The organism is Rhizomicrobium sp. (assembly GCA_037200045.1).
Classification (GTDB): Bacteria; Pseudomonadota; Alphaproteobacteria; order Micropepsales; family Micropepsaceae; genus Rhizomicrobium.
The window spans coordinates 1,133,498-1,155,509 of sequence record JBBCHM010000002.1; the positions used below are offsets into that span (position 1 = coordinate 1,133,498).

Consider the following 22,012-nt stretch of genomic DNA (forward strand, 5'->3'; position numbering starts at 1 on the left):
GTGCGTCCCGCCAGATCCAGCAAGATTCACATCAAACGCCCGACGCGGCAAGATCGCCTTCCGCGGCCCCCGCCCCTTCCAATTGTTCCGCGTCGGCGCCGGGCGGATAGCCGAGCCGGCGCATCATCGCCCGGTGCGCGTCCTCGATCCGCGCGACCTGCTCCACGGTCAGTTCGTCACGCCAACCGCCCGCTTTGCCGCGGCGAAAGAAGCGGCCTGAAGAGGTCCTGCCCGGCGCTTCGCGAAAGCCCGCCTTCGCTTCCTGGGCCGTCAACTCCGCGAAGTCCGTCATCGCCACGGCGCGGGCGATGGCGTCGGACCTGGCCGGACAGCCGGCGAAGGCCATGACGCGCGACAGGGCCGCCGCCGTATCGGCCTGCACATCCTCATAGCGCAAGAGCAGGACCGGAAGGTCGCGCTGATCCAGCCAGCTGGCGTTGAACGCGCTCCAGCCGAGCAGGCGTTGCCGCAATTGGGTGTCGAGCCTTTCGGTGCGCCCGCAGAGGCTGAAATCGGGATTGGCCATCCGGGCGATGGCCTTGTCGATGTCCGTGCCGTTGTGATTGGCGAAGGACGGCGCCACGTCGCGCGGATCGCGCACGATCAATACCGCGCCGTCGGCGCCTTTTGCGCCGGCCAGGAGCGGCGTTCCGTCGGCCAAGTAAGTGTAGGCATCGTGGGTCTTCGCGAAGAGAACGTCGTCGGCCGGGTTCTCGCCCTCGTCCGCCTCGTCGTGCCGCCATGCCGCGTGTATCGCGGGGCGCAGGGCGTCGATCTCCTCATGGGTGAGCAGCCCGGAATCGATCAGCGTAAGGTGATCGAAAGGGCCGCGCGCGCTGGCGATGCCGCTGCGCTCGAACAGCGCATTGATGTCGAGCGGCTCGCCATCCTTGAGCGACAACGCCGCGATGAGCATGCGCATCCAGGTGTTGCCGGATTTGGGATAGGACGCCAGCCAGACCTTGCGCATCATGCCGCCTCGGGCAGCAGCCTCTGCGCCATCCAATGCGTTTCCAGCCAGCCGAAGACCGTGTCCATCTGCGCGAAGTCGAGCGGGCGCGCCAGCATGTAGATGCCCGCGGCATTGGCCAGGCGCGACGCCGCTTCGAAGTAGCGCGCCTGCTGACCCATCCTCTTTACCAGCAACGGGCGGTAGGCGTTGCGCCGGATCAACAGCGCCGCGTCGGCGACGTTCGGCGTGACGATTCCGGGCTTTCGCGGCGCGCGCGCCTCGGATAGCTCGTAGATCGCGCCGATAACGACGGGTTTGCTCGCGGTCGCTCCGGGATCGACATAGTATTTCTTGAGTTGCGCGCGGACCGAAGCGCCCGGCCGCATGTCCAGCCATTTCGTCGCCTCGGCCCAGAGCTTCAGGCTGCGGCCGTCGGGCAAAGCATGAGGCTGGCCGTCAGTGGCGAAGCGTATGGCGCAGAAATCGTCGGATATGAGGGGATAGCCGCGCTTGTTGAGAGCGGCCGCCAAGGTCGATTTTCCGGCCCCCGAGGGACCGCAAAAAAGGATCGCCTTGCCGCCGACCTCCACGGCGCTGGCATGCAGCACGACATGCGTGCGCTGATGCAGCAGAATGCCGAGCACGGTGCCGGACAGGAAGATCGCGATCTCGGCGAACGGCGTGTCGCCGTCCGGAGCGACGCGGATTTCCCGGCCGTCGGAGACCAGGAAGCGGGCGACATTGGGAACGCGAAGAAGAAAGCGCTGCCGGTCGATCTGCCATGTCGGGCCGGATAGGGCCGCATCCGACAGCCTCTCGGGGACCTCACCGATCCGGATCTGGATATCGGGCGCATCGGCCTGGGGCTCCGAGCCGATCACCCCGGGCAGTTCAATTTCGCTGCCGAGGCGGAGGCCCGCAATCGCGTAGAACTTCAATGCCGTCGCGCCTCCCCCTACGGTAAAAATCGCCGATCATAGTAGCCGCCCGGCCGCACTTTGTGTAACGCAAATTGGGCACATTCCGGACCGAGCCCGATGGGCCGCGGCGGGGCGAAGCCGCGCGTCGCGCATGCGATGACCGCTACACAAAGCAAGCTATCTCGGCGAGATTCTGCGGCACCGGATAACCGGTGACTTCCACACCCGCCGCGTCAAGCCACGCATGGGCGTCGAGCGGCTTCTCCGCGCCCCTGCCGGCGCCGAACCGCATGATGCTGGATACTCCGCGCCGCCGGAGCATGAACTGCGCCGCCATCGCCTGCGGCAGGCACACCGCGCGGAACGGCACGTGCCGCGCGGCGCGCGTGACGGCCCAGCCCGTTTCCCGGGCGATCAGGGCCGCGCGTGCCGGCGCCTCCGCCGTTTCGCGTAACGCGCGGGGATCGGTTGGCGGCACGAATGTACCCAGCCAGCCCGCCAAGCGCGGGAAGGGAACGAGGTTCAGCGCCAGCCGCGCCCCGAGCAAGCACGCGACGGCCTCCACGACGAGAAGGCGCCGGCGGCCGTCGACTTGCGCGAATCTACGAAGCGCGCGGCGGATCGAGGACAATCGCGCCATGCTTTGCCAGCTCATCGAGAAAGCTCTGCACCTCCGCAAGGCAAGTTTCGGGCGCGACCTCGAACTCCTGTTCCAATTGCACGCAGAGCCCGGCGAGATCCCGCGGGGTCTCGATCAGCTCCCAAATCCTCGTGCCGACCTCGCTGAGGCCGATATAGCTGCCGTTCTCTGCGCTCATCATGACGAGCTCGTCTCCCACCTTGGCGAAGAGCCAGTCCCCCTGCCGTGTCACGATCATGGACGCATCCCAATTTTTCCGGCATCGCCAAGCCCAAGCGCCGCATCATGACTTGCCGGGGCAAAAAGGCAACGCATCGACACCGATGATCGGCGGCGCGATCCGCGGGCGAGGAGAGATCAGCCCTCGGGTTCCGTCGTTTCGTAGCGCGGCACCAGCAGATGCACCACGCCGAGCGCCACCAGATAGGCGCAGGCCGCCACGATGAAGATCGGCGCATAGTCCTTGTTCGTCGCCTGCAGGATATAGCCGTTGAACTTGGCGATCAGCATGCCGCCGGCGGCGCCCGCCGCGCCGCCCAGGCCAACCACCGAGCCCGCCGCCCAGCGCGGAAACAGATCCGACGGCAGCGCATAAAGGTTGGCCGAGAAGCCCTGATGGCCGGCGCAGGCCAGGCCGAGCAGCGCGACCGCCAGCCAGATGCTGCCCGCATTCGCCGCGAAGGCCACCGGAACGACGACCAGCGCGCAGAGCAGCATCGCGGTCTTGCGCGACAGGTTCAGGTTCCAGCCGCGGCCGAGCAGCGCGGAGGAGCCCCAGCCGCCGGCGATCGAGCCCAGATCGGCCAGCACATAGATCACCACCAGCGGCGGCCCATAGGCCTTGAGGTTGAGGTGATAGCGGGAATCGAAGAAGTCGGGCAGCCAGAACAGGAAGGTCCACCAGATCGGATCGATCAGGAAGCGGCCGGCCATATAGGCCCAGGTCTGGCGGCGGCGAAGGAGCTGGATCCACGGCGTCGGCGCGTGCGTTTCCACCACGCGGTCGGATTCGATATGGGCGAGTTCCTGGGCGGAAACGCCGCGATGCTCGCGCGGGCTGCGATAGAACCACAGCCAGACGATCAGCCAGATCACGGTCAGCAATCCGGTCAGGATGAACGCCATCTGCCAGCCGAAGGCCAGCGTGACGACCGGCACGAGCAAGGGCGCCAGAATCGCGCCGATATTGGTTCCGGCGTTGAACAGGCCGATCGCGAGCGTGCGCTCCTTGGTCGGAAACCACTCGGCAATGGCCGCAAGCGAGGCCGGAAACGCGCCTGCCTCGCCCAGGCCCAGCGGAATGCGCACGAGAGCGAAGCCGGCGGACGACGTGACGAAGGCATGCGCCATATGGCCGACGGTCCACAGCGTCACCGCGATGGCATAGCCGGCGCGCGCGCCGATCCTGTCCACGATGCGGCCGAAGGCGAGATAGCCGACGGCATAGGCAAGCTGGAAATAGAACACGACGTTGCCGTAACCGACCGGCGTCCAGGCGTATTTTCGCGCCAGGGTCGGCTCCAGCACGCTCAAGACCTGGCGGTCGATATAGCTGAGCGCGATCGCCGCGAAGAGCAGCGCGCAGACGATCCAGCGCGTGCCGCCGACGAAAGGCGTTGCGGCCTCTTTCCGCGGCACGGCGCTCATCGCCTTAGCCCGCGACCGTGAGGACCACCGTCTTCAGGTCCTGCGAATTGCCGCCGACCATCACGTCGAAGGCGCCCGGCTCTACCACGCGCCGCATGGCCTGGTTGTACATGCGCAGTTCGTGCGGGCCGACGGTGAAGGTCAGCGTCTTGCTCTCGCCGGGCGCCAGCGTGACGCGCTGAAAGCCCTTGAGCTCCTTCACCGGCCGCGTGACCGAGGCGACCTGCTGATGGAGATAAAGCTGCACCACCGCGTCGCCGGCGACGGCGCCGGTGTTTTTCACATCGACCGAGACGGTCACCGATCCGTCCGGCCCGATCGTACCCACCGAGAGCCGCGGCGCGGAGATGTCGAAGCTCGTATAGCTGAGGCCCCAGCCGAACGGGAACAGCGGCGCGGTCGTGTCGAACAGATAGCCGCGATGCGCCGACGGCTTGTAATTGTAGAACATCGGAAGCTGGCCGACCGAACGCGGGATCGTCACCGGCAGGTGGCCGCCGGGATTGGCGTCGCCGAACAGGATGTCGGCCATAGCGATGCCGGTGTTCTGGCCGAGATACCAGCCTTCGACCAGCGCGTTCGCCTTGGCGTTCGCGTTGACGACGGAGAGCGGGCGGCCGTTGATCAGAACGATCACCAGCGGCTTGCCCAGCGCGGCCATCGCGTCGATCAGCTCGTCCTGCTGGCCGACGAGGTCGAGGCTGTCGCGGTCGCCCAGATGGTTGTCGGCCCAGGCTTCGCGGCTGGTCTGCTCGGTGTCGCCGATCACCAGCACGATGGTGTCGGCCTTCCTGGCCACGTCCACGGCGTCGGCGATGCGCTGGCGGTTCTCCGCCGGGTCGGCGAGCTTCACATCGTCGGCGTTCCACTCGTTGGACTCGGTGATGCGCACGCCTTCGGAAGTGACCACGTTCACCGCCGAACCGAGCTTCGCCTTGATGCCGTCCAGGACATCGACCGTGTGGCGCGGCACGCCGGAATAGCCGCCGAGATGGATCGCGGCGGCATTGGGGCCGATCACCGCCAGCGTCTTGATCGACTTCGACAGCGGCAGGGTGCCGTCGTTCTTGAGCAGCACGACGGCGCGGCGCGCCGCCTCGGTCGCCAGCGCGTCGGCGTCGGCATTGCCGACCAGCGCGTCGGCCGCCGCGACATCGCGATAAGGATGGTCGAACAGGCCGGCCTCGAATTTCAGGGTCAGGAAGCGGCGGACGGCGACGTCGATCTCATTTTCGGCGATCTTGCCCGCCCTCACCGACGCCACCAGCGTGCCGAAAGAGGCGCTGTTCGGATTGTCGACATCGACGCCGGCGCGCAGCGACCGCACCGCGCCCGCCGCGTGATCGGGCACAACGTGATGGATGTCGGCGAGCTGCTCGATGGCGAAATAGTCGCTCACCACCGCGCCCTTGTAGCCCCATTCGCCGCGCAGCACGTCGTGCAGCAGCCAGGTGTTGACGTGGCTCGGCACCCCGTCAATCTCGTTGTAGGATGCCATCACCGCGCCGATCCTGGTGCGATGCACCGCTTCCTCGAAGGGCGGGAAGAAGAATTCGCGCAGCGTCCGTTCGCCATAGGGCGCCGGGCCGACATTGGTGCCGCTTTCGGGCTGGCCGTGGCCGGTCATGTGCTTGAGCGTGGCGAACACCTTGTCGGAGGCCAGCGGCAGCGCGTCGCCCTGCAGGCCCTGGATGGCGGCGACGCCCATCTCGCCGACGAGATAGGGGTCCTCGCCGAACGTCTCCTCGATGCGGCCCCAGCGCGGATCGCGCGCCACGTCGACGACCGGCGACAGCACTTCGCTGATGCCGCGCGCGGCGAGCTCGCGCCCCGTCACCGCGTTGACGCGGCGCACCAGATCGGGGTCCCAGGTCGAGGCAAGCGCGATGGCCTGGGGGAAGCTCGTGCCGTCCACGACCACGGCGCCGTGCAGGCCCTCCTCGTGGAAGAAGACGGGAATGCCGAGCCGCGTCTTCTCGACCGCCCAATGCTGGATGTCGTTGACCAGCGCGGTTGCCTCGCGCGTATTGCGCGCCGTGCCGGTGCGCGTGGTGCCCTGAAGGTCGCCGGGGCGCGCGATCTGGCCGATGCCATAGGGTAGCCGGGCGCTCGCCTTGGCGGGATCGAAGGTGCCGTCCGGCTTCAGGATCGTGTCCTTGTTGTTCCAGATCGTGCCGATCTGGGCGACCTTCTCTTCCAGCGTCATGCGCTTGAGCAGATCCTCGACGCGCGCGGGGATCGGCGCGGCGGCGTTCTTATAAAGCGGTGCCGTGCTCGCCGGTGCGGCGGCCGGCTTGGCGTGGTGCACCGCAGCGGCGCCCGACACTGCGACCGCGGTCACGACAGCGGCAACGGCCGCAAGCGTGCTGGAAACCGCCCGTTGGAGCGTCATCTTGGTCCCCTCTCCTCGCGCTTGCCGGTCACCCGCCGCAAGCTGTTATTGGTAACGCTATCATATTAGGTATGGCTGGCGTTTTTGTAAAGCCGCGCCGACTTTTTGGCGAGCCGGTCAGGTCGGGCCGAGCCGGCGATAGATTCGCTCATGGTTTGCGGCGTTCGCGGCTTTGAGATCGCGGCTTCGGCGTGCCGGCGAGGAGCGGCAGCGAAATTCTCACCCTTCCCCCTGTCGCGAACGCCCACACGGTTGAGCGAAAGCAAGCATGGTGGTAACGCTACCTTCGAGAATCGAAAGCAAAATATCCCGGCAATTTCGCTGCGCACCGCGCACCCCGTTCCCGAGACACGGATCATGACATGAGCCCGAACTGGCGCGACGCGGAGGCACGGAGCATGCTCGCCCGGCCCTGTCGCGCGCCTTGGGTGCATCCGGTATGAGACGCCCGCTCCTCGTCCTCGCCGCCGCCCTCGCGTTGTCCGCGTGCGCAGCTTTCGCGACCGAACCGTCGCCCGCACCGGTCGCCGTCGCGCCGCCGGGCGCCGGCATCGTGGACGGCATCGACCCGGCGAAGATCGACGCGGTGCTGGAAGGCTTCGTCGACAGCCATGCGCTGGTCGGCGTGTCGGCCCTCGTCTTTCAGGACGACCGCGAGGTCTATTTCGGCGCCTTCGGCCAGGCCGACCGCGAGGCGAATGTGCCGATGGCGCGCGACACGCTGGTGCAGATCTATTCCATGACCAAGCCGGTGACCGGCGTGGCGCTGCTGCAACTCTATGAGCGCGGCTTGTTCAAGCTGGACGATCCGGTGGCGAAATACATTCCCGAGCTCGCCGATGTGAAGATGCTCGCGGGCCTCGACAAGGACGGCAAGCCGATCCTGGAGGCGCCGCACCGTGCGATGACGGTGCTGGATCTGATGCGCCACACCTCCGGCCTGGCGTCGAGCTATTCGACGGTCGAATACATCAACCGCGAGGTCGCGCGGCTCGAACCGGGCGACAAGACGCACACGCTGGCCGAAGAGGCCCGCATCCTCGGGACCATTCCGCTCGTCTTCCATCCCGGCGAGCATTGGCTTTACGGACCGTCGGTCGACATGCAGGCGCTGCTGGTGGAGCGGCTGTCGGGCGAGCCGTTCGACAAATATCTGCAGGCGCACATCTTCGGCCCGCTGAAGATGACGGACACCGGCTATTACGTCGGGCCGGAGCGGCGCGCGCGGCTGGCGGCGCTTTACGACTGGCGGCCGGACGGGTCGATGACCCGCGCGCCCGACGACCGCGCTTTCGCGTTCAACACCGGCCACTGGCCGCTGACGCCGGGCACCTACGGCCTGGTCTCGACCCTCGACGACTACATGCGTTTCGCCCGGATGCTGGAGCGCGACGGCGAGCTCGACGGCGTGCGTATCCTCAAGCGCGAGACGGTGCGGCTGATGTCGACCAACCAGCTTCCGGACGCGATCACCGACCGCTCCTGGCTACCGGGCAAGGGCCGCGTCGGTTTCGGTCTCGATGTCGCGGTGCGCACGGCGCAGCCCCAGGGCGACGAAGCCGCGGGCACGGTCGGCGAGTTCTTCTGGGACGGTGCCGCCGACACGCTGTTCTGGATCGATCCGGTCAACCGCATCGCGGCGGTGCTGTTCACGCAATACATGCCGTTCGGCAAGGTGCCGCTGCATCCGGCATTCCGCGGCGCCGTCTACGCCCATTCGCATTGAGGATCCCGCCATGAAATCGCTGTCGCGCTTGCTGTTCCTCGCCCTCGCGCTCCTCGTTCCGCAATTCGCGCAGGCGGAGGACGGCTATGATTTGTGGCTGCGCTACCGCCCGGTGGAGACGTCCTGGCAGGCGCCGTATCGCGCGAGCGCCGCGGCGCTGCTGCCGCGCGGGTCGTCGCCGACCATCAAGGCGGCGACGGAGGAATTGTCGCGGGGGCTCGCCGGCCTGCTCGGCAAGCCGGTTCCGCTCGCCGTCGACCTCACGGCGGACGGCACCATTGTCTACGGCACGCCGGCGAATTCGCCGTTGATAAAGGCGTTGGCGCCGTCGCTCGCCACGCTCGGCGACGAGGGCTATCGGATCAAGAGCCTCGTCAGCGGCGGCCACAAGGTCACGGTCATCGCGGGCAACAGCGATGCCGGCGTGCTCTACGGCGCTTTCGCCTATCTGCGCCTGCTCCAAACGCGCCAAGCCATCGACAAGCTGGATATCGCGTCGGCGCCCAGGCTGAAGGTTCGCATCCTCGATCACTGGGACAATCTCGACCGCACCCAGGAGCGCGGCTATGCCGGGTTCTCGATCTGGGACTGGCACAAGATGCCGGACTATATGAGCCCGCGCTACACCGACTATGCGCGCGCCGACGCCTCGGTCGGGATCAACGGCGCGGTGCTGAACAATGTCGCGGCGAACGCGAACATTCTGACGCCGCTCTATCTGACCAAGGTCGCGGCGCTGGCGAACGTGTTGCGGCCCTATCACATCAAAGTCTACCTCTCCGCGCGGTGGAGCGCGCCGATCGAACTCGACCATTTGAAGACCGCCGATCCGCTCGATCCGCAAGTCCGTGCGTGGTGGAAGGCCAAGGTCGACGAGATCTACAAATACGTGCCCGATTTCGGCGGATTCCTGGTGAAGGCCAATTCCGAAGGACAGCCGGGCCCCGGCGATTATCACCGCACGCACGCGGACGGCGCCAATGTGCTGGCCGATGCGCTGGCGCCGCATGGCGGCATCGTGATGTGGCGCGCTTTCGTTTACGCGGCGGAGAACCCCGACGACCGCGCCAAGCAGGCCTATGGCGAGTTCGTGCCGCTGGACGGCAAGTTCCGCGCCAATGTCGTGGTGCAGGCCAAGAACGGCGCGATCGATTTCCAGCCGCGCGAGCCGTTCCATCCGCTGTTCGGCGCCCTGCCCCACACCAATTTGTTCCTCGAAGTGCAGCTCACCAAGGAATATCTCGGGCTCGCCACCAGCCTCGCCTATCTGGCGCCGCTCTATGAGGAAACGCTGAACAGCGACACCTATGCGAAGGGGCCGGGCTCGACGGTGGCGAAGGTCATCGACGGTTCCTTGTTCGGCAACACGCTCACCGGCATGGCCGGCGTCTCGAATGTCGGCGACGACCGCAACTGGACCGGCTCGGAGTTCAACCAGGCGAACTGGTATGCCTTCGGGCGGCAGGCCTGGGACCCGTCGCTGTCCTCGCGCGCCATCGCCGAGGAATGGACGAAGATGACCTTCACGAACGATCCGCGCTTCGTCGCGCCGGTGGTCGACATGCTGATGGCTTCGCGCGAGGCGGTGGTCGACTACATGACGCCGCTGGGGCTGCATCATCTGATGGCGACCGGCCATCACTATGGCCCCGGGCCCTGGGTGGACGACCTGGAGCGTCCCGATTGGAATCCGGTCTATTATCACAAGGCCGACGCGGTGGGCCTCGGCTTCGACCGCACCTCGACGGGAACCAACGCGGTGGCGCAATACGCGCCGCCCGTCGCCAAGGAATTCGAGAACATCGACACGACGCCGGAGAAATTCCTGCTCTGGTTCCACCATGTGCCGTGGGACCACAAGATGCCGTCGGGCCGCACGCTGTGGGACGAGCTGGTCGTGCGTTACGACGAAGGCGTCGCGGCGACGGCGCGGGCCGAGGCGACCTGGGCGGCGATGAAGCCCTATGTCGATGCCGAGCGCTATGACGAGGAAGCCGCCTATCTCGCCATCGAGCACAAGGAGGCGCGGTGGTGGCGCGATGCCTGCCTCGCCTATTTCGAGACCTTCTCGAAGAAGCCATTCCCGGCGGGACACGCGACGCCGCCGCACGATGTGGCCTATTACAAGGCGATCAACTTCCCCTTCGTGCCGGGGCATTGAGGGGCGTTCATCGCGGGTGCGGCTTGCGCGCATCTATATTAAAGTAAGGGAGCCATGCGTTATCGCCAGCGCCGGAGGTTCCCGGATGGAGGCCGTTCCGATGAAGCCCGCTTACGCCGTATTCGCCTGCCTGCTCGCCGCGGCGCCGGCGATCGCCGCGCCGCCGCCCAGACCGATCTGCATCGATCCGCATTGGGACTATCAGGCGCGCTGGCTTTCCGGCCACGACATCGTGGCGAAGCAGACGTTCGGACACGATCATCGCGAGCTGAAGCTCTCGACCACCTGTATCGCCCTTCGGGAATATGACTATTTCCGGCTGGCCTCGGATTTCGACTGCATCGGCATGGGCGACCAGGTCATCGCGAACCGACTCGGCGGCCGCAGCCAGATCTGCCGGATCAGCCATGTCGAGCCTTACGTCCCGGCGCCCGCGACGACGCAGAATTAGACCGCCAGCGCCGCGTCCAGATCGCTATAGGCGCGCACCAGCGCGGTGTTGAACGTGACATTCGCGGCGAGATCGCGCGGGAAGACCTCGCCGAGTGTGAGGAATAGCGGCACGTCGTTGGCGGCCGATCCGTTGCAGCCGGCGGCGGTCCGCGCCAGCACCGGCGCAAGCGGATCGCCGAGCGCCTCGCCCCGGCGCACGGTATCGACGACGAAGCGCATCCACGCCGCGACCGCCGTGGCGGGCCGCGCGGCCGAACGGCCTTTCGCCAGCAAATCCGCGATCGGCTCCAGCAGGCGGTAAGGCAGCTTCAGCGAGCCGTCGGAGGCGATCTGGATCAGCCGATGGGCGATCGCGCGATTGCGCAGCCGCTTCAGCAGCGCATCGATATAGGGCTGGATCTGAAGGCCCTTCGCGGGCGACAGCGTGGCGGCGACATCCTCGCGCATCGTCCGCTCGACGAAGGCGGCGAGCGGCGCATCCGCCATGGCCTCGCCCACCGTGGCGCGGCCGCGCAGCAGCCCGAGATAGGCGAGCGTGGAATGCGCGCCGTTCAACAGGCGCAGCTTCGCCTGTTCGTAAGCATGCACGTCGCCGGTCAATTGCGCGCCGGCGGCGGCGAGGTCGGGCATGTCCGGGCCCAGGCAATCCTCGATCACCCATTGCACGAAGCTCTCGCGCTGCACCGGCGCGGCGTCGTCCAGTCCGGTCGCCCGCGCCACCAGCGCCCGCAGCGCGTCGTCGCTCGCCGGCGTGATGCTGTCCACCATGGTGGCCGGAAAGCGCACTGCGTCGCCGATCCAGCGCGCCAGGTCGGATTTGCCGGCGGCCCCGGCGAACGCCATCATGGCCTTGCGCAGTTTCGGTCCGTTCGACGCGACGTTGTCGCAGCTCATCACGGCCGGCGCCGGCAGGGATTTTCCCCGCCGCCGTTCCAGCGCGGCGGCGATCCATCCGATGAGGCTTGCCGGCACCGCCGCGCCGGCGAGGTCGTGCGCGATATCGGGATGATCGACGTCGAGTTCGCCCCGCGCGTCCAGGCAGTAGCCCTTCTCCGTCACCGTGATCGTGATCAGCCGCACCGCCGGATGTCCGAGATGCACGAAGGCCCGCGCCGGATCGGCCGGCGCGGCGCAGTAGTCCTTCAGCGCGCCGACGATGCGATAGCGCGGCTCCACGTCCAGCTCGGCCAGGGTGTAGAGGTGGTCCTGCGCGGCGAGAGCGGCGGCGAGAGCGCCATGGCGCAGCGCGATCCCGACGATGCCCCAGCGCGGATCGCTCCGCAGCACTTTCTCGATGTAGGACGCCTGATGGGCGCGATGAAAGGCGCCGGGCCCGAAATGGACGATGCCGGGAAGCACGCGCGACCGGTCGTAAGCGGGCGCCGCGACGCCGGCGTGGCGGAGGGAAAGGGTCGCTTGCGACAGGCGGGGAATTTGCGGCATGGACGGATGCTCGTACGACTTGGCCGCCGCCATCAATGAAAAAATGAGCGGCCTGTCCCCTTGGGGACGGCCGCCCAAATGTTACCGGGGAATCCAACACAAATCCGCCGCCGCACCCGAAGGAGCGGCGGCGGCACGCACGTCACGGACTTAGAAGGTTCCGCGAAGACCGAACAGGATGATCTGGCCCTGGTCGTAGTAAGAGTGCAGCGCATTGGGATACTGGTCGTAGACCTTCAGCTTGGCCTTCGTCACGTTCTGGATGTCGAAGGTCAGTTCCGGATCGCTCGGCAGATCGCCGAACAGCCGCGCCAGCTTCAGGCTGGACGACAGGTCGAGCTCTCCATAAGGCGCGCTGAACAGATAGGCACCGCCCGGGCAACCCGACGCCGCCGCGGCCGCCGACGGAAGACAGACGCCGGCGGTTCCCGAGCCGGACGCGTAGGACTTGTCGTTCCACACGTAGGACAAACGGAGCATGGCGCCTTCGTTCTCGTAGTAGCCGGTGACGTTGTAGGACAGCGGCGCGACACCGGTGGCGAAGGCCGGCACGGCGCCGGAGCTCTTCTGATCGAGGATCGTCACATTGCCGTTGAAGCCGAAGCCCTTCAGGCCATAGGGCTCGAGCAGGAAGTCCAGCGGCTGGACGTAGTCGAACTCCATGCCGTTGATCGTCAGCAGGCCCTGGATGTTCACCTGGCTGCTCACCTGCACCAGCACCGGACACACCGCATCCGAAACGCAGCCCTTGGTGGCGAGCGCGGTCTGCTGCGACGCGGTCAGCGTGTTGTAGGTGATGCCGAACTGCGACAGGTAGGAGAAGGGCTGCGCCACGGTCTTCGATTGCGTGAAGCCGGACACGCCCTTGCGGAAGATCGCGACGCCGAAATAGCCCTCGCCACCCGTATAATATTCCGCGCCCAGATCGATGTTGTTGGAGTAGTACGGCTTCAGGTTCGGATTGCCCAGGCTTGCCGTCGACGCGTCCGGCGAGCTGAAGTTGATGCCCGACACCATGGAGTTGGGATTGGGCCGCGTCATCGTGCGCGACAGCGAGGCGCGCAGGACCAGGTCGTCGGCGAAATTGTAGGCCAGGTTCAACGACGGCAGGAACGCGCCATAGGTGTGCGTGGCGGTCGCGAACGTATAGGTGTTCGGATAGAGGCCGCCGTCGGACAGCGTCGCGTTGCGCGGATCGACATGCGTGATCGGCGAGGTGATGGCCTCTTCCGTCTGCACCCAGCGCAACCCGAAATCGTAGCGCAAATCGTGCTCGACATGCAGAACGCCGTCGACCTGGGCGTAGACGCCGGTGTCCTTTTCCTCGATCTGGCCGGAATTGCCGCCGGAATTGGACGAGGTCGAGAACGGATAGGTATTGGAGTTGTTGAAGGCCGCCTGCGCCATCTGGTCGATCTGATTGTACATCGACGCTTTCTTGATGGCGTCGTAGTTGATCGCGACGAAGCCCGTCGGGCCCGGGCGCAGGTAGCTCGCGACCGCCGATTGCGGAACCAGCGAACCGCCATAGGTGATGGGCGCGAAGCCGGTGCTGTAACCGGTGCCGTAGCCGGGATAGAGCGGCGCGGGAAGCGGGTGTCCCGGATAAGGCGAAGCCGCCCCGTTCGAGATCGGCAGGCCCGGCGTCGTGGCGTTGACCGCGGCCGCGCTTCCCGTGGCGCTGAGGCCGTAGCAAGCCGGCGCCGAATTGGTCGGCGGCAGGAACACGCTCGGATTGCCGCCGCATATCGCGTCCTGCCAGACCGCGCTCGCATCGACCGCCTTGATCTGCCGGTAGATGTCGTCATAGGCGGCGCCGACTTTGACGCTGAACGCGTCGCTGCCGTACTTCACATTGGCGCGCACGCCCTTCGTGAACGTCACGCGACGTTCGTCCTGAAGGTTCACGCGGCCATTGTCCCACTGGTAATTGGCCGGATTGTCGAGATCGAAGTTCGACGAAATCGTCGGCACGGCCTGGCCGAGCGGATTGGTGAAGGTCGCGACGACGCCACCGGCGGGCGGCGGGGCGCCGGTCGGAACGCCGGCCGGCACCGCCGTGCTCGGCGTGGTGACCAGGAAGAAGGACGGCGAATCGCGATGGAACACGCTGCGCGAATAATTCGCCTGCACGTCGACGTCCAGCATGTCCATCGCGTGCCAGGTGAAGCCCGGATTGAAGCTGTAGAAGTCGCCGTGTTCCTTGTAGGGCCGCGCTTCGAGGAAGAACTGCGAGTCCAGGAACGAGCCGCCGGTCGTCACGCCGTTGGAGTCGACCGTCAGCCCGACCGGAAGCACCGGCTGCGAGCCGTTGCCCGAGCGGAATCCGAAATCCAGGTCGGAACGATCCAGATTGTTGTCGGTGCGTCCGCCGATCATGTCGAGATAAGCGTGGAAGTTGTCGCTCGGACGCCACTCGAAGCTGGCGATGCCGTTGTAGCGGTCGCGCGTTCCCTGCTCGTACATCTCGCGCGGCAGGCGCGGGATGAGCGCGGTACTGATCTGCGCGGTCGTCAGTCCGGGATTGTGCGCCGTCAGCCAGGCGGCATCGACGACGTCGCCGGGATTCACCGCCGGAATGCCGCCGCTGGCGGGGCGCGAGATGCCGGCCGGCACCACGCCGGGAATGGTGTTGACGTTGCTGCCGTTGTCGATCGCGTCGCAGGTGTTGCCGGCGCCGCATTGCGCCGCGCTGAGCGGCCCGAGGGTCTGCCAGCCGCTGTTGCCGTCCTCGAAGCCCGTCGTCATGACGTTGTTGTGGACGCCCGCGAGACCGACCAGGGCGCCGAACTCGTCGCCCCATGTGTCGCTGATGATGAGAGAGCCGCGTTCGCCCAGGCCGTCGGCCTTGGAATAGTCGCTGCCCTGCGCGCTATAGGTGACGCGGAAGCCTTCCTTGTCGAACGGCCGCGCGCTGCGCAGCGTGACCGTGCCGGCCGCGCCGCCTTCGACGAGGTCCGCCGTCGAGGTCTTGGCGACCGTCAACTGCGTGAACAGTTCGGTGGGGAACATGTTCAAATCGACTTCGCGGTTGTTGTTCGACTGGTCGACCGCGCCGGTGGAGGCGATCGCGATGGGCGCGCCGTTCAGCAGGATCTTGGTGAAATTCGTGCCGAGGCCCCGGATCGAGACGTTCACGCCCTCGCCGTCGTTGTCGCGGCCGATGGTGACGCCCGGAATGCGGTTCAGCGATTCCGCGATGTTGGTGTCGGGAAACTTGCCGATGTCCTCGGCGAAGATCGAGTCGGTGAAGTTGGTCGATGCGCGCTTGGCGTCGGTCGCGGCGGTCAGGCTCGCGCGATAGCCGGTAACGACGACGGTCTCCACCGTCGAGTCATCGTCGGCGGCGAAGGCCGGCGCCATGACGATGAATGCCGCGCCGATGCCGGCCAGCACTGTCGTGCCCCTCAGCATCAATCTGGCATGGTTGTTCAGGATGCGAAAATGCGAACGCATGCAAACCTCCCCTAGTGTTCGTCTTCCCGCGGGATCGCCCCGCTTGCTGCGGCGCGTCCGTTTGTTAGCGGTAGCGAACTGACGTTTCCGGTTAATCCCCTCGTTATGGTAGCGGTCCCATAACATCGCCTGTTTATTCCTCTGTGACAGTCCCGTCAAGAGGAATGCATCGCGCTGCACTGCACTCGTTGAAATGTTATTCCCAAATGCAACACTCGCGATCGTTACCGCGCGCGGACCGCGATTCGCATCCACACCGACAGCGACTCGCCGGGCGCGATGACGTGCACGTCGTCGGCGGCGGACTCCCGGTTGAAAGCATCCGGCATCGCGCTCACCGGTTCGGCGCAGAACACGGCCCCGTCGCGCGGATTGAAGATGTGCAGGTGATGCAGCGCGGGGCTTGCGGTCAGCTCGATGAAATCGCCGCCGTCCGGCTGGAAAATAGTCGCCCTGCCCGACCAACCGAAATGACAGTGATCGACGAAGGGAGCATCGGCCATCACGGCGCCGCGCGCCAGATTGAGGAAGTGATCGGGCCCGGCCGGCACGGTGGGGATGCAGGTCTCATCGCTCAGCCAGACGCCGGCGACGTCGGTCCGCAGCGTCGTGCCCGGCCGGCGCGGGAAGTAGGGGTGAAAGCCGACACTGGCCGGCATGGCATGCGCGCCACAATTGGAAAGAATCAACTCGATCCGCAGCGCGCGCGGCGCCAGCATGATCCTTTGCTCGGCGCGGTAATGCCAGGGCCACGCGTCGGCCTTGTGTTCGTACGCGAGGACCGCGCGGTCCTGGGCCTGCGAAACCACCGCCCACGGATTCTGCCAGCCCTGGCCGTGCAGCGCGTGCGGATGATCGCCGAAATTGCGCGGCAGCCGTATCGTCTTGCCGCGGAAGCGGAAGACGCCGCCGGCAATGCGATTGGCAAAGGGGAGCAGCGGGAAGCACGCCGTCCCGGGCGGTTCGCGCGTTCCCGGCGCCGCCGGGCGCAGCACATCGACGCCATCGACCGTGAAACGGCCGACAGCGCCGCCGACCTCCGGCAGGAGGTCGAGAACGGCGCCGCCGCTGGTCAGCCTCATCATGCGTCAGGCCGGCTTTTTGCCCCACATGCCTTCGATCGCTTCGAGGCTGCGCTGCTTGGTCTCCGGCACGAAACGCAGGACGAAAAATCCCGCGAGGATGGCGCCGACGCCGTAGAGCCAATAGGCGAAGCCGTGGTTGAACGCCGCGTTGAGCGCGGAACTGCCGTCCAGCATCGGGAAGGTCTGCGACACGACGAAATTCGCGATCCACTGCGCCGCGACGGCGATCGCCATCGCCGTGCCCTTGATGGAGTTGGGGAAGATTTCCGACAGCATCACCCAAGTCACCGGGCCCCAGGAGAAAGAGAAACCGATGATGTAGACCACCACCGCCGCGATCGCGACATAGGACGATCCCGTCGAGGTCGCGGCGCCCTCACCGACCGTGGCGCTGACCGCGTGGATGTTGAACAGCGTGCCGAGCGTTAGCATCGCCGCCGCCATGATGAAGGCGCCCCAGACCAGAAGCGGCTTGCGCCCGACGCGGTCGACGGTGACCGTCGCCACCAGGGTGAACAGCGTCATCGTCACGCCGACGAACCAGGCCGATTCCAGATAGGCGTCGTTCTGCGAGGCGCCCATGTTCTGGAACATGTGCGGCGCGAAATAGAGCACCGCGTTGATGCCGACCACCTGCTGGAACACCGACAGCATGATGCCGACGATCAGCACCAGCCAGCCGAAGCTGAGCAGCGGCCGCGTGTGCTGCTCCAGCGTCGCCTCGATCTCCTCGAGCGTGGTGTCGGGATCGCCGCCGCCCAGCCGCTTGAGCAGCGCCAGCGCCTCGGCGGCGCGGTCCTTCAGCACCAGATAGCGCGGCGTCTCGGGCACCAGCGCCATGAAGACGATCAGCAGGGTCGCCGGGATGGCGGCCGAGGCCAGCATGTAGCGCCAGCCGAGATGCAGAAGGAAATCGCGGTCGCCCATCGACTGGACGAAATAGTTGACGAAGTACACGAGGTTGATGCCGACGACGATGGCGATCTGCTGGAAGGTGACGAGAAGCCCGCGATGCGAGGGCGGCGCGATCTCGGCAATGTACATCGGCGCCAGCACCGAGGCCATGCCGATCGCGGTGCCGCCCATCAGGCGATAGAGGATGAAGACCGGCAGAGCGTCGGGACCGGTCAGGCCGAACAGGCTGAAGCCGAATTCGGGGAAGCCCGCGCCGATCGACGACACGAAGAACAACACGCCCGCGATCAGAAGGCCGGTGCGGCGCCCCCAGGCGGTGGAGATCGGCCCGGCGATGGCGGCGCCGACGACGCAGCCCAAGAGCGCGCAGCCGATGGCGAAGCCCGACAGGAAATTCGCCGTCGCCTCCGGCAGGTGGCGGGGCGTGACGAAATTGTAGGTGATGGCATCGGTCGCGCCGGAGATCACCGCCGTGTCGTAGCCGAACAACAGACCGCCGAGCGTCGCGGCGACCGTCAGCATGACGACAAGCGTATAGTTGGGCTTCGTGATCATGAACTCCCCTTCCCTGGGCCTTCAGCCCGCGTTTCCGAATTGCGTGCCGCTCTTATGGCGATGACGCGACTATAGCGTATTGATAGCGATACCAGTCCGCAAGCGTCGCACGAAAATCCACCCTCCCCTTTCTAATGATTGTGCCTCGGCGTCTTCCTGGCGATCTGACGATACTTCAGCGCCGGCTCCATCACCGCGCCCGTGTCCATCTGCGTGACGGTGGCGCGGAAGATCTCCTGCCACACCGTCGCCGATTCCGGTACCGGCGGCAGGCCGTCTTTCCTGCGCCGCGCGATCTCCTCGTCCGGCACCAGCATGTTGCAAGTGCACGCATTGAGGTCGACGCGGATGCGGTCGCCGGTGCGCAGGAATGCGAGCCCGCCGCCCGCCGCGCTTTCCGGCGAGGCGTTGAGGATCGAGGGGCTGTCGGAGGTGCCGGACTGCCGCCCGTCGCCGAGCGTCGGCAGGCTGCTGATGCCCTGCTTCAGGAGCGCGTCCGGCGGCTGCATGTTCACCACCTCGGCCGAGCCGGGCCAGCCGAGCGGCCCGGCGCCGCGGATGACGAGAATCGTGTTCGCGTCGATGCCGAGCGCGGGATCGTTGATGCGGGCGTGGTAATCGTCCGAGCCGTCGAACACCACCGCGCGGCCTTCGAACACGTTCTCGGCGCCGGGGCGCGCGAGATAGCGCTTGCGGAAATCGTCGGAGATCACACTCGTCTTCAGGATGGCGAAATCGAACAGATTGCCCTTCAGCACCAGGAAACCGGCATGCTCCATCAGCGGGGCTTCGTAGGGATGGATCATCTCGCGGTCCTGCGTCTCGCGGCCCTCGATGTTCTTCGCCAGCGAAGCGCCGGTGCAGGTCAGCGCACCGCCGTCGATGCGGCCGGCCTTCAGGAGTTCGCAGAGGATCGCCGGCACGCCGCCGGCGCGATGGAAGCGCTCGCCGAGATATTTGCCCGAGGGCTGCATGTTGAGCAGCAGCGGGATGTCATGCGCATGGCTCCAGTCCGCGACCTCCAGCTCGACGCCGGCATGGCGCGCCATCGCCACGATGTGCGGCTGCGCGTTGGTCGATCCGCCGATGGCGGCCACGGTTGCGATGGCGTTCAGGAAGGAAGCGCGCGTCAGGATGTTCGACGGCTTGAGGTCCTCATAGGCCATGTCGACGATGCGCTTGCCGGTCTCGTAAGCCATCTGGCCGCGCTCGCGATAGGGCGCCGGGATCGCCGAGCAGCCCGGCAGCGACAGGCCGAGCGCCTCGGCCACCGCGTTCATCGTCGAAGCCGTGCCCATCGTGTTGCAGTGTCCGGCCGACGGCGCGCTGTCGCACGCCGCCTGCATGAACTGCTCTTCGGTGATCTCGCCGGCGGCGAGCTTGCGCCGGCTGCGCCAGATCACGGTTCCCGAGCCCACCAGCTCGCCGTCGTGCCAGCCGTCGAGCATCGGCCCGCCGGAGAGCACGATGGCCGGGATATCGACCGCCGACGCGGCCATGATCGCGGACGGCGTGGTCTTGTCGCAGCCGGTGGTCAGCACCACCGCGTCGATGGGATAGCCGTAGAGCAGCTCCACCAGCGTCATGTAGGCGAGATTGCGGTCGATGGCGGCGGTCGGGCGGCGGCAATTTTCGAAGACCGGATGGGTGGGGAATTCGATGGGGATGCCGCCGGCGTCGCGGATGCCCTCGCGCACGCGCTTGGCCAATTCCAGATGATGCCGGTTGCAGGGATTGAGGTCGCTGCCCGATTGCGCGATGCCGATGATCGGCCGGCCGGACAGCAATTCCTCCGGCGTCATGCCGTAGTTCATGAACCGCTCGATATAGAGCGCCGCCATGTCCTCCCGGCCGGGCGCCGCGAACCAGTCCCGGGAGCGAAACCGCTTCACGGGTTTGCGCTCTGTCATGGCGAACTCCCTGTCCGTGTCGCGAATGTCTTTTCAAGACAAACACTGTCATGGCCCGCGAATGCGGGCCACCCAGTTGCAACGTCCGCGGCCGTGGACATTTCCTGTTTGCTCAATTCCGCACCGACTCGGCTCGTGTCACCTGGGTGGCCCGCATTCGCGGGCCATGACAGGGAGGATTAAATGCCGGCCGCTTCGAAACGGAACAGCCCGCCGGCGAGCGGCTGTTCGGCGCGCGCTTTGTCGTCGAGCCCCTTCCACGCCGTGATGGCGTAGACGGTCGCGGGGCCGGCGAAGGCGAGCTTGGTGATATTGGCACAGGGAAAGCGCACGGTGGAGAGCAGCTTTCCTTGCGGCGAATAGCGCCGCGCCGCCCAGCCGGCGAACAGCCCGACCCACAGGCAGCCCTCGGCATCGACGATCGAGCCGTCGGGATAGCCGGCGCCCTCCTCGATCACCGTGAAGACGCGCTTGTTCGACAGATCGCCGTCGGCGCCGAGGTCGTAAGCGTAGATCGTCCTCTTGAGCGTGTCGGTGTGGTAGAAAATCTTGCCGTCGGGGCTGGAGCATGGGCCGTTGGTGATGCAGATGTCGCTCTCCACCACCGTGGGGCCGTCGGCATCCAACCGATAGAGGCGGCCGGTCAACGCTTCCTCGCCATTGTCCATGGTGCCGAACCACAGCCTGCCGGCCGCATCGCGGGCGCCGTCATTGATCCGGTTGCCGGGCTTGTCCGCATCGACGCGGTGCAGCAGCGCGAAACCGCCGTCCCTGGGATCGAAGCGGTAGAGGCCATCTTTCAGGCCGACGATGAACCCGTCACCGTCCGGCGACAGGAAGCCGGGGCTCGACGGCGCGTCATAGGTCCGCTTGGCGCCCGTCGCCGGCTCGTAGCGGTGGATGTGGTTTTTCTTGATGTCCACGAACCACAGCGCCTGCTCGGCGGGCGACCACAAGGGTCCCTCGCCCAGCATCGCCGCGACGGGCCAAACGCATTCGGGTTTCATCGCCAGCCGGCGTCTATCCAGTATTCGTGTCCGGTGCACATCCTGCCGTCGTCCGAGGCTAGGAACAACACCAGCGACGCGACATGCTCCGGTTCGACGCGCGCCTTCAGCGATTGCTGGCCGACGATCTCCGCCTCGCCTTCCGGCGTGTACCATTTCATCTGGCGCGGCGTCTTGACGTTGCCCGGCACCACGGCGGTGACGCGGATGTTGTCCGGCCCGAGTTCGCGGGCGAGCGCCCGCGTCATGCCCTCGATGCCGGCCTTCGCGGTCTCGTAGATCACCAGATCGGGCAGGCCGAGATGCCAGGAGATCGAGCCGAAATTGATGATCGCGCCGCCGCCGCGCTTCTTCATGCCGGGCGCCGCCTCCTTGGCGCAGAACAGCATGTGGCGCAGGTTCACCGCGATACGCTCGTCCCAATAGGCCGGCGTGATGTCGGCGAGCTTGTGACGGTCGTCGTTGCCGGCGTTGTTCACCAGCACGTCGATCGGGCCGACATCGCTGAAGAAGGCGGCGACCGCGGCCAGGTCCTTCAGGTCGCAGCGCCGGAAGACGGGGGCATGCTCGCAATCGGAGAGCGACTTGATGAGCGCCGCGCTTTCGTTCTCGAGGATGTCGATGAAGATCACCTTGGCGCCCTGCCGCGCGAAAGCCGCGACGATGCCGGCCCCGATGCCGGAGCCGCCCCCGGTCACGACGACGCGCTTGCCCTTAAGGCTCGGATAGACGGCTGACGACATGGCTCCC

The 22,012-nt window shown here is 66.5% G+C and carries 16 protein-coding genes; 3 read left to right on the plus strand and 13 right to left on the minus strand.

The annotated features are described in order from the left end of the window. Positions 1–31: 31 nt before the first annotated feature. From WDM86_20690 to WDM86_20715, 6 genes are all read right to left on the minus strand, one after another. Entirely contained in the window at positions 32–970 is a 939-nt protein-coding gene (locus WDM86_20690; GenBank protein ID MEI9992438.1) for a sulfotransferase domain-containing protein, read from the minus strand. Continuing rightward, a complete protein-coding gene (locus WDM86_20695; protein MEI9992439.1) occupies positions 970–1,890 on the minus strand; it encodes a hypothetical protein in 921 nt (306 codons plus the stop codon). Before WDM86_20695 ends, WDM86_20690 begins: the two co-directional genes overlap by 1 nt. A gap of 145 nt (positions 1,891–2,035) precedes the next feature. Beyond that, entirely contained in the window at positions 2,036–2,527 is a 492-nt protein-coding gene (locus WDM86_20700) for a lasso peptide biosynthesis B2 protein (GenBank protein MEI9992440.1), read from the minus strand. Next, the gene (locus tag WDM86_20705) at positions 2,475–2,750 is read right to left on the minus strand and encodes a PqqD family peptide modification chaperone (GenBank protein ID MEI9992441.1); all 276 of its coding nucleotides are present in this window, start codon (positions 2,748–2,750) and stop codon (positions 2,475–2,477) included. The genes WDM86_20700 and WDM86_20705 overlap by 53 nt, the downstream gene beginning before the upstream one ends. A gap of 119 nt (positions 2,751–2,869) precedes the next feature. Beyond that, positions 2,870–4,159, minus strand: coding sequence for an MFS transporter (locus WDM86_20710; GenBank protein MEI9992442.1), 1,290 nt, complete (start codon positions 4,157–4,159; stop codon positions 2,870–2,872). Positions 4,160–4,163: 4 nt separating this feature from the next. Beyond that, on the minus strand, positions 4,164–6,551 hold the full coding sequence (locus WDM86_20715; GenBank protein MEI9992443.1) for a glycoside hydrolase family 3 N-terminal domain-containing protein: 2,388 nt from the start codon (positions 6,549–6,551) through the stop codon (positions 4,164–4,166). 439 nt (positions 6,552–6,990) lie between these two features. Between WDM86_20715 and WDM86_20720 the strand changes: the two genes are divergently transcribed. The 3 genes from WDM86_20720 to WDM86_20730 all read left to right on the plus strand — a co-directional run bounded on the left by WDM86_20720 (position 6,991) and on the right by WDM86_20730 (position 10,889). After that, positions 6,991–8,277 (plus strand): serine hydrolase domain-containing protein, encoded by a 1,287-nt coding sequence (locus WDM86_20720; protein ID MEI9992444.1) that lies wholly within the window; start codon positions 6,991–6,993, stop codon positions 8,275–8,277. A gap of 10 nt (positions 8,278–8,287) precedes the next feature. Further along, the gene (locus tag WDM86_20725; protein ID MEI9992445.1) at positions 8,288–10,438 is read left to right on the plus strand and encodes an alpha-glucuronidase family glycosyl hydrolase; all 2,151 of its coding nucleotides are present in this window, start codon (positions 8,288–8,290) and stop codon (positions 10,436–10,438) included. A 100-nt stretch (positions 10,439–10,538) separates the two neighbouring features. Further along, positions 10,539–10,889, plus strand: a complete 351-nt coding sequence (locus tag WDM86_20730; protein MEI9992446.1) for a hypothetical protein — start codon at positions 10,539–10,541, stop codon at positions 10,887–10,889. Here WDM86_20730 and WDM86_20735 read toward each other — a convergent pair. From WDM86_20735 to WDM86_20765, 7 genes are all read right to left on the minus strand, one after another. Beyond that, positions 10,886–12,334 (minus strand): mannitol dehydrogenase family protein, encoded by a 1,449-nt coding sequence (locus WDM86_20735; GenBank protein ID MEI9992447.1) that lies wholly within the window; start codon positions 12,332–12,334, stop codon positions 10,886–10,888. The two genes, WDM86_20730 and WDM86_20735, sit on opposite strands and share 4 nt — an antisense overlap. A 150-nt stretch (positions 12,335–12,484) precedes the next feature. Beyond that, a complete protein-coding gene (locus WDM86_20740) occupies positions 12,485–15,790 on the minus strand; it encodes a TonB-dependent receptor (GenBank protein MEI9992448.1) in 3,306 nt (1,101 codons plus the stop codon). A 224-nt stretch (positions 15,791–16,014) separates the two neighbouring features. Continuing rightward, complete coding sequence (locus WDM86_20745; GenBank protein ID MEI9992449.1) at positions 16,015–16,875, minus strand: aldose 1-epimerase; 861 nt, start codon at positions 16,873–16,875, stop codon at positions 16,015–16,017. A 3-nt stretch (positions 16,876–16,878) separates the two neighbouring features. Continuing rightward, complete coding sequence (locus WDM86_20750) at positions 16,879–18,345, minus strand: sugar porter family MFS transporter (protein MEI9992450.1); 1,467 nt, start codon at positions 18,343–18,345, stop codon at positions 16,879–16,881. Between the two features lie 131 nt (positions 18,346–18,476). Then, positions 18,477–20,255, minus strand: coding sequence for an IlvD/Edd family dehydratase (locus WDM86_20755; protein MEI9992451.1), 1,779 nt, complete (start codon positions 20,253–20,255; stop codon positions 18,477–18,479). A gap of 179 nt (positions 20,256–20,434) precedes the next feature. Beyond that, positions 20,435–21,262: an SMP-30/gluconolactonase/LRE family protein gene (locus WDM86_20760; protein MEI9992452.1), complete on the minus strand. Its 828-nt coding sequence runs from the start codon at positions 21,260–21,262 to the stop codon at positions 20,435–20,437. After that, complete coding sequence (locus tag WDM86_20765) at positions 21,259–22,005, minus strand: SDR family oxidoreductase (protein MEI9992453.1); 747 nt, start codon at positions 22,003–22,005, stop codon at positions 21,259–21,261. The genes WDM86_20760 and WDM86_20765 overlap by 4 nt, the downstream gene beginning before the upstream one ends. Between the last annotated feature and the right edge of the window lie 7 nt (positions 22,006–22,012).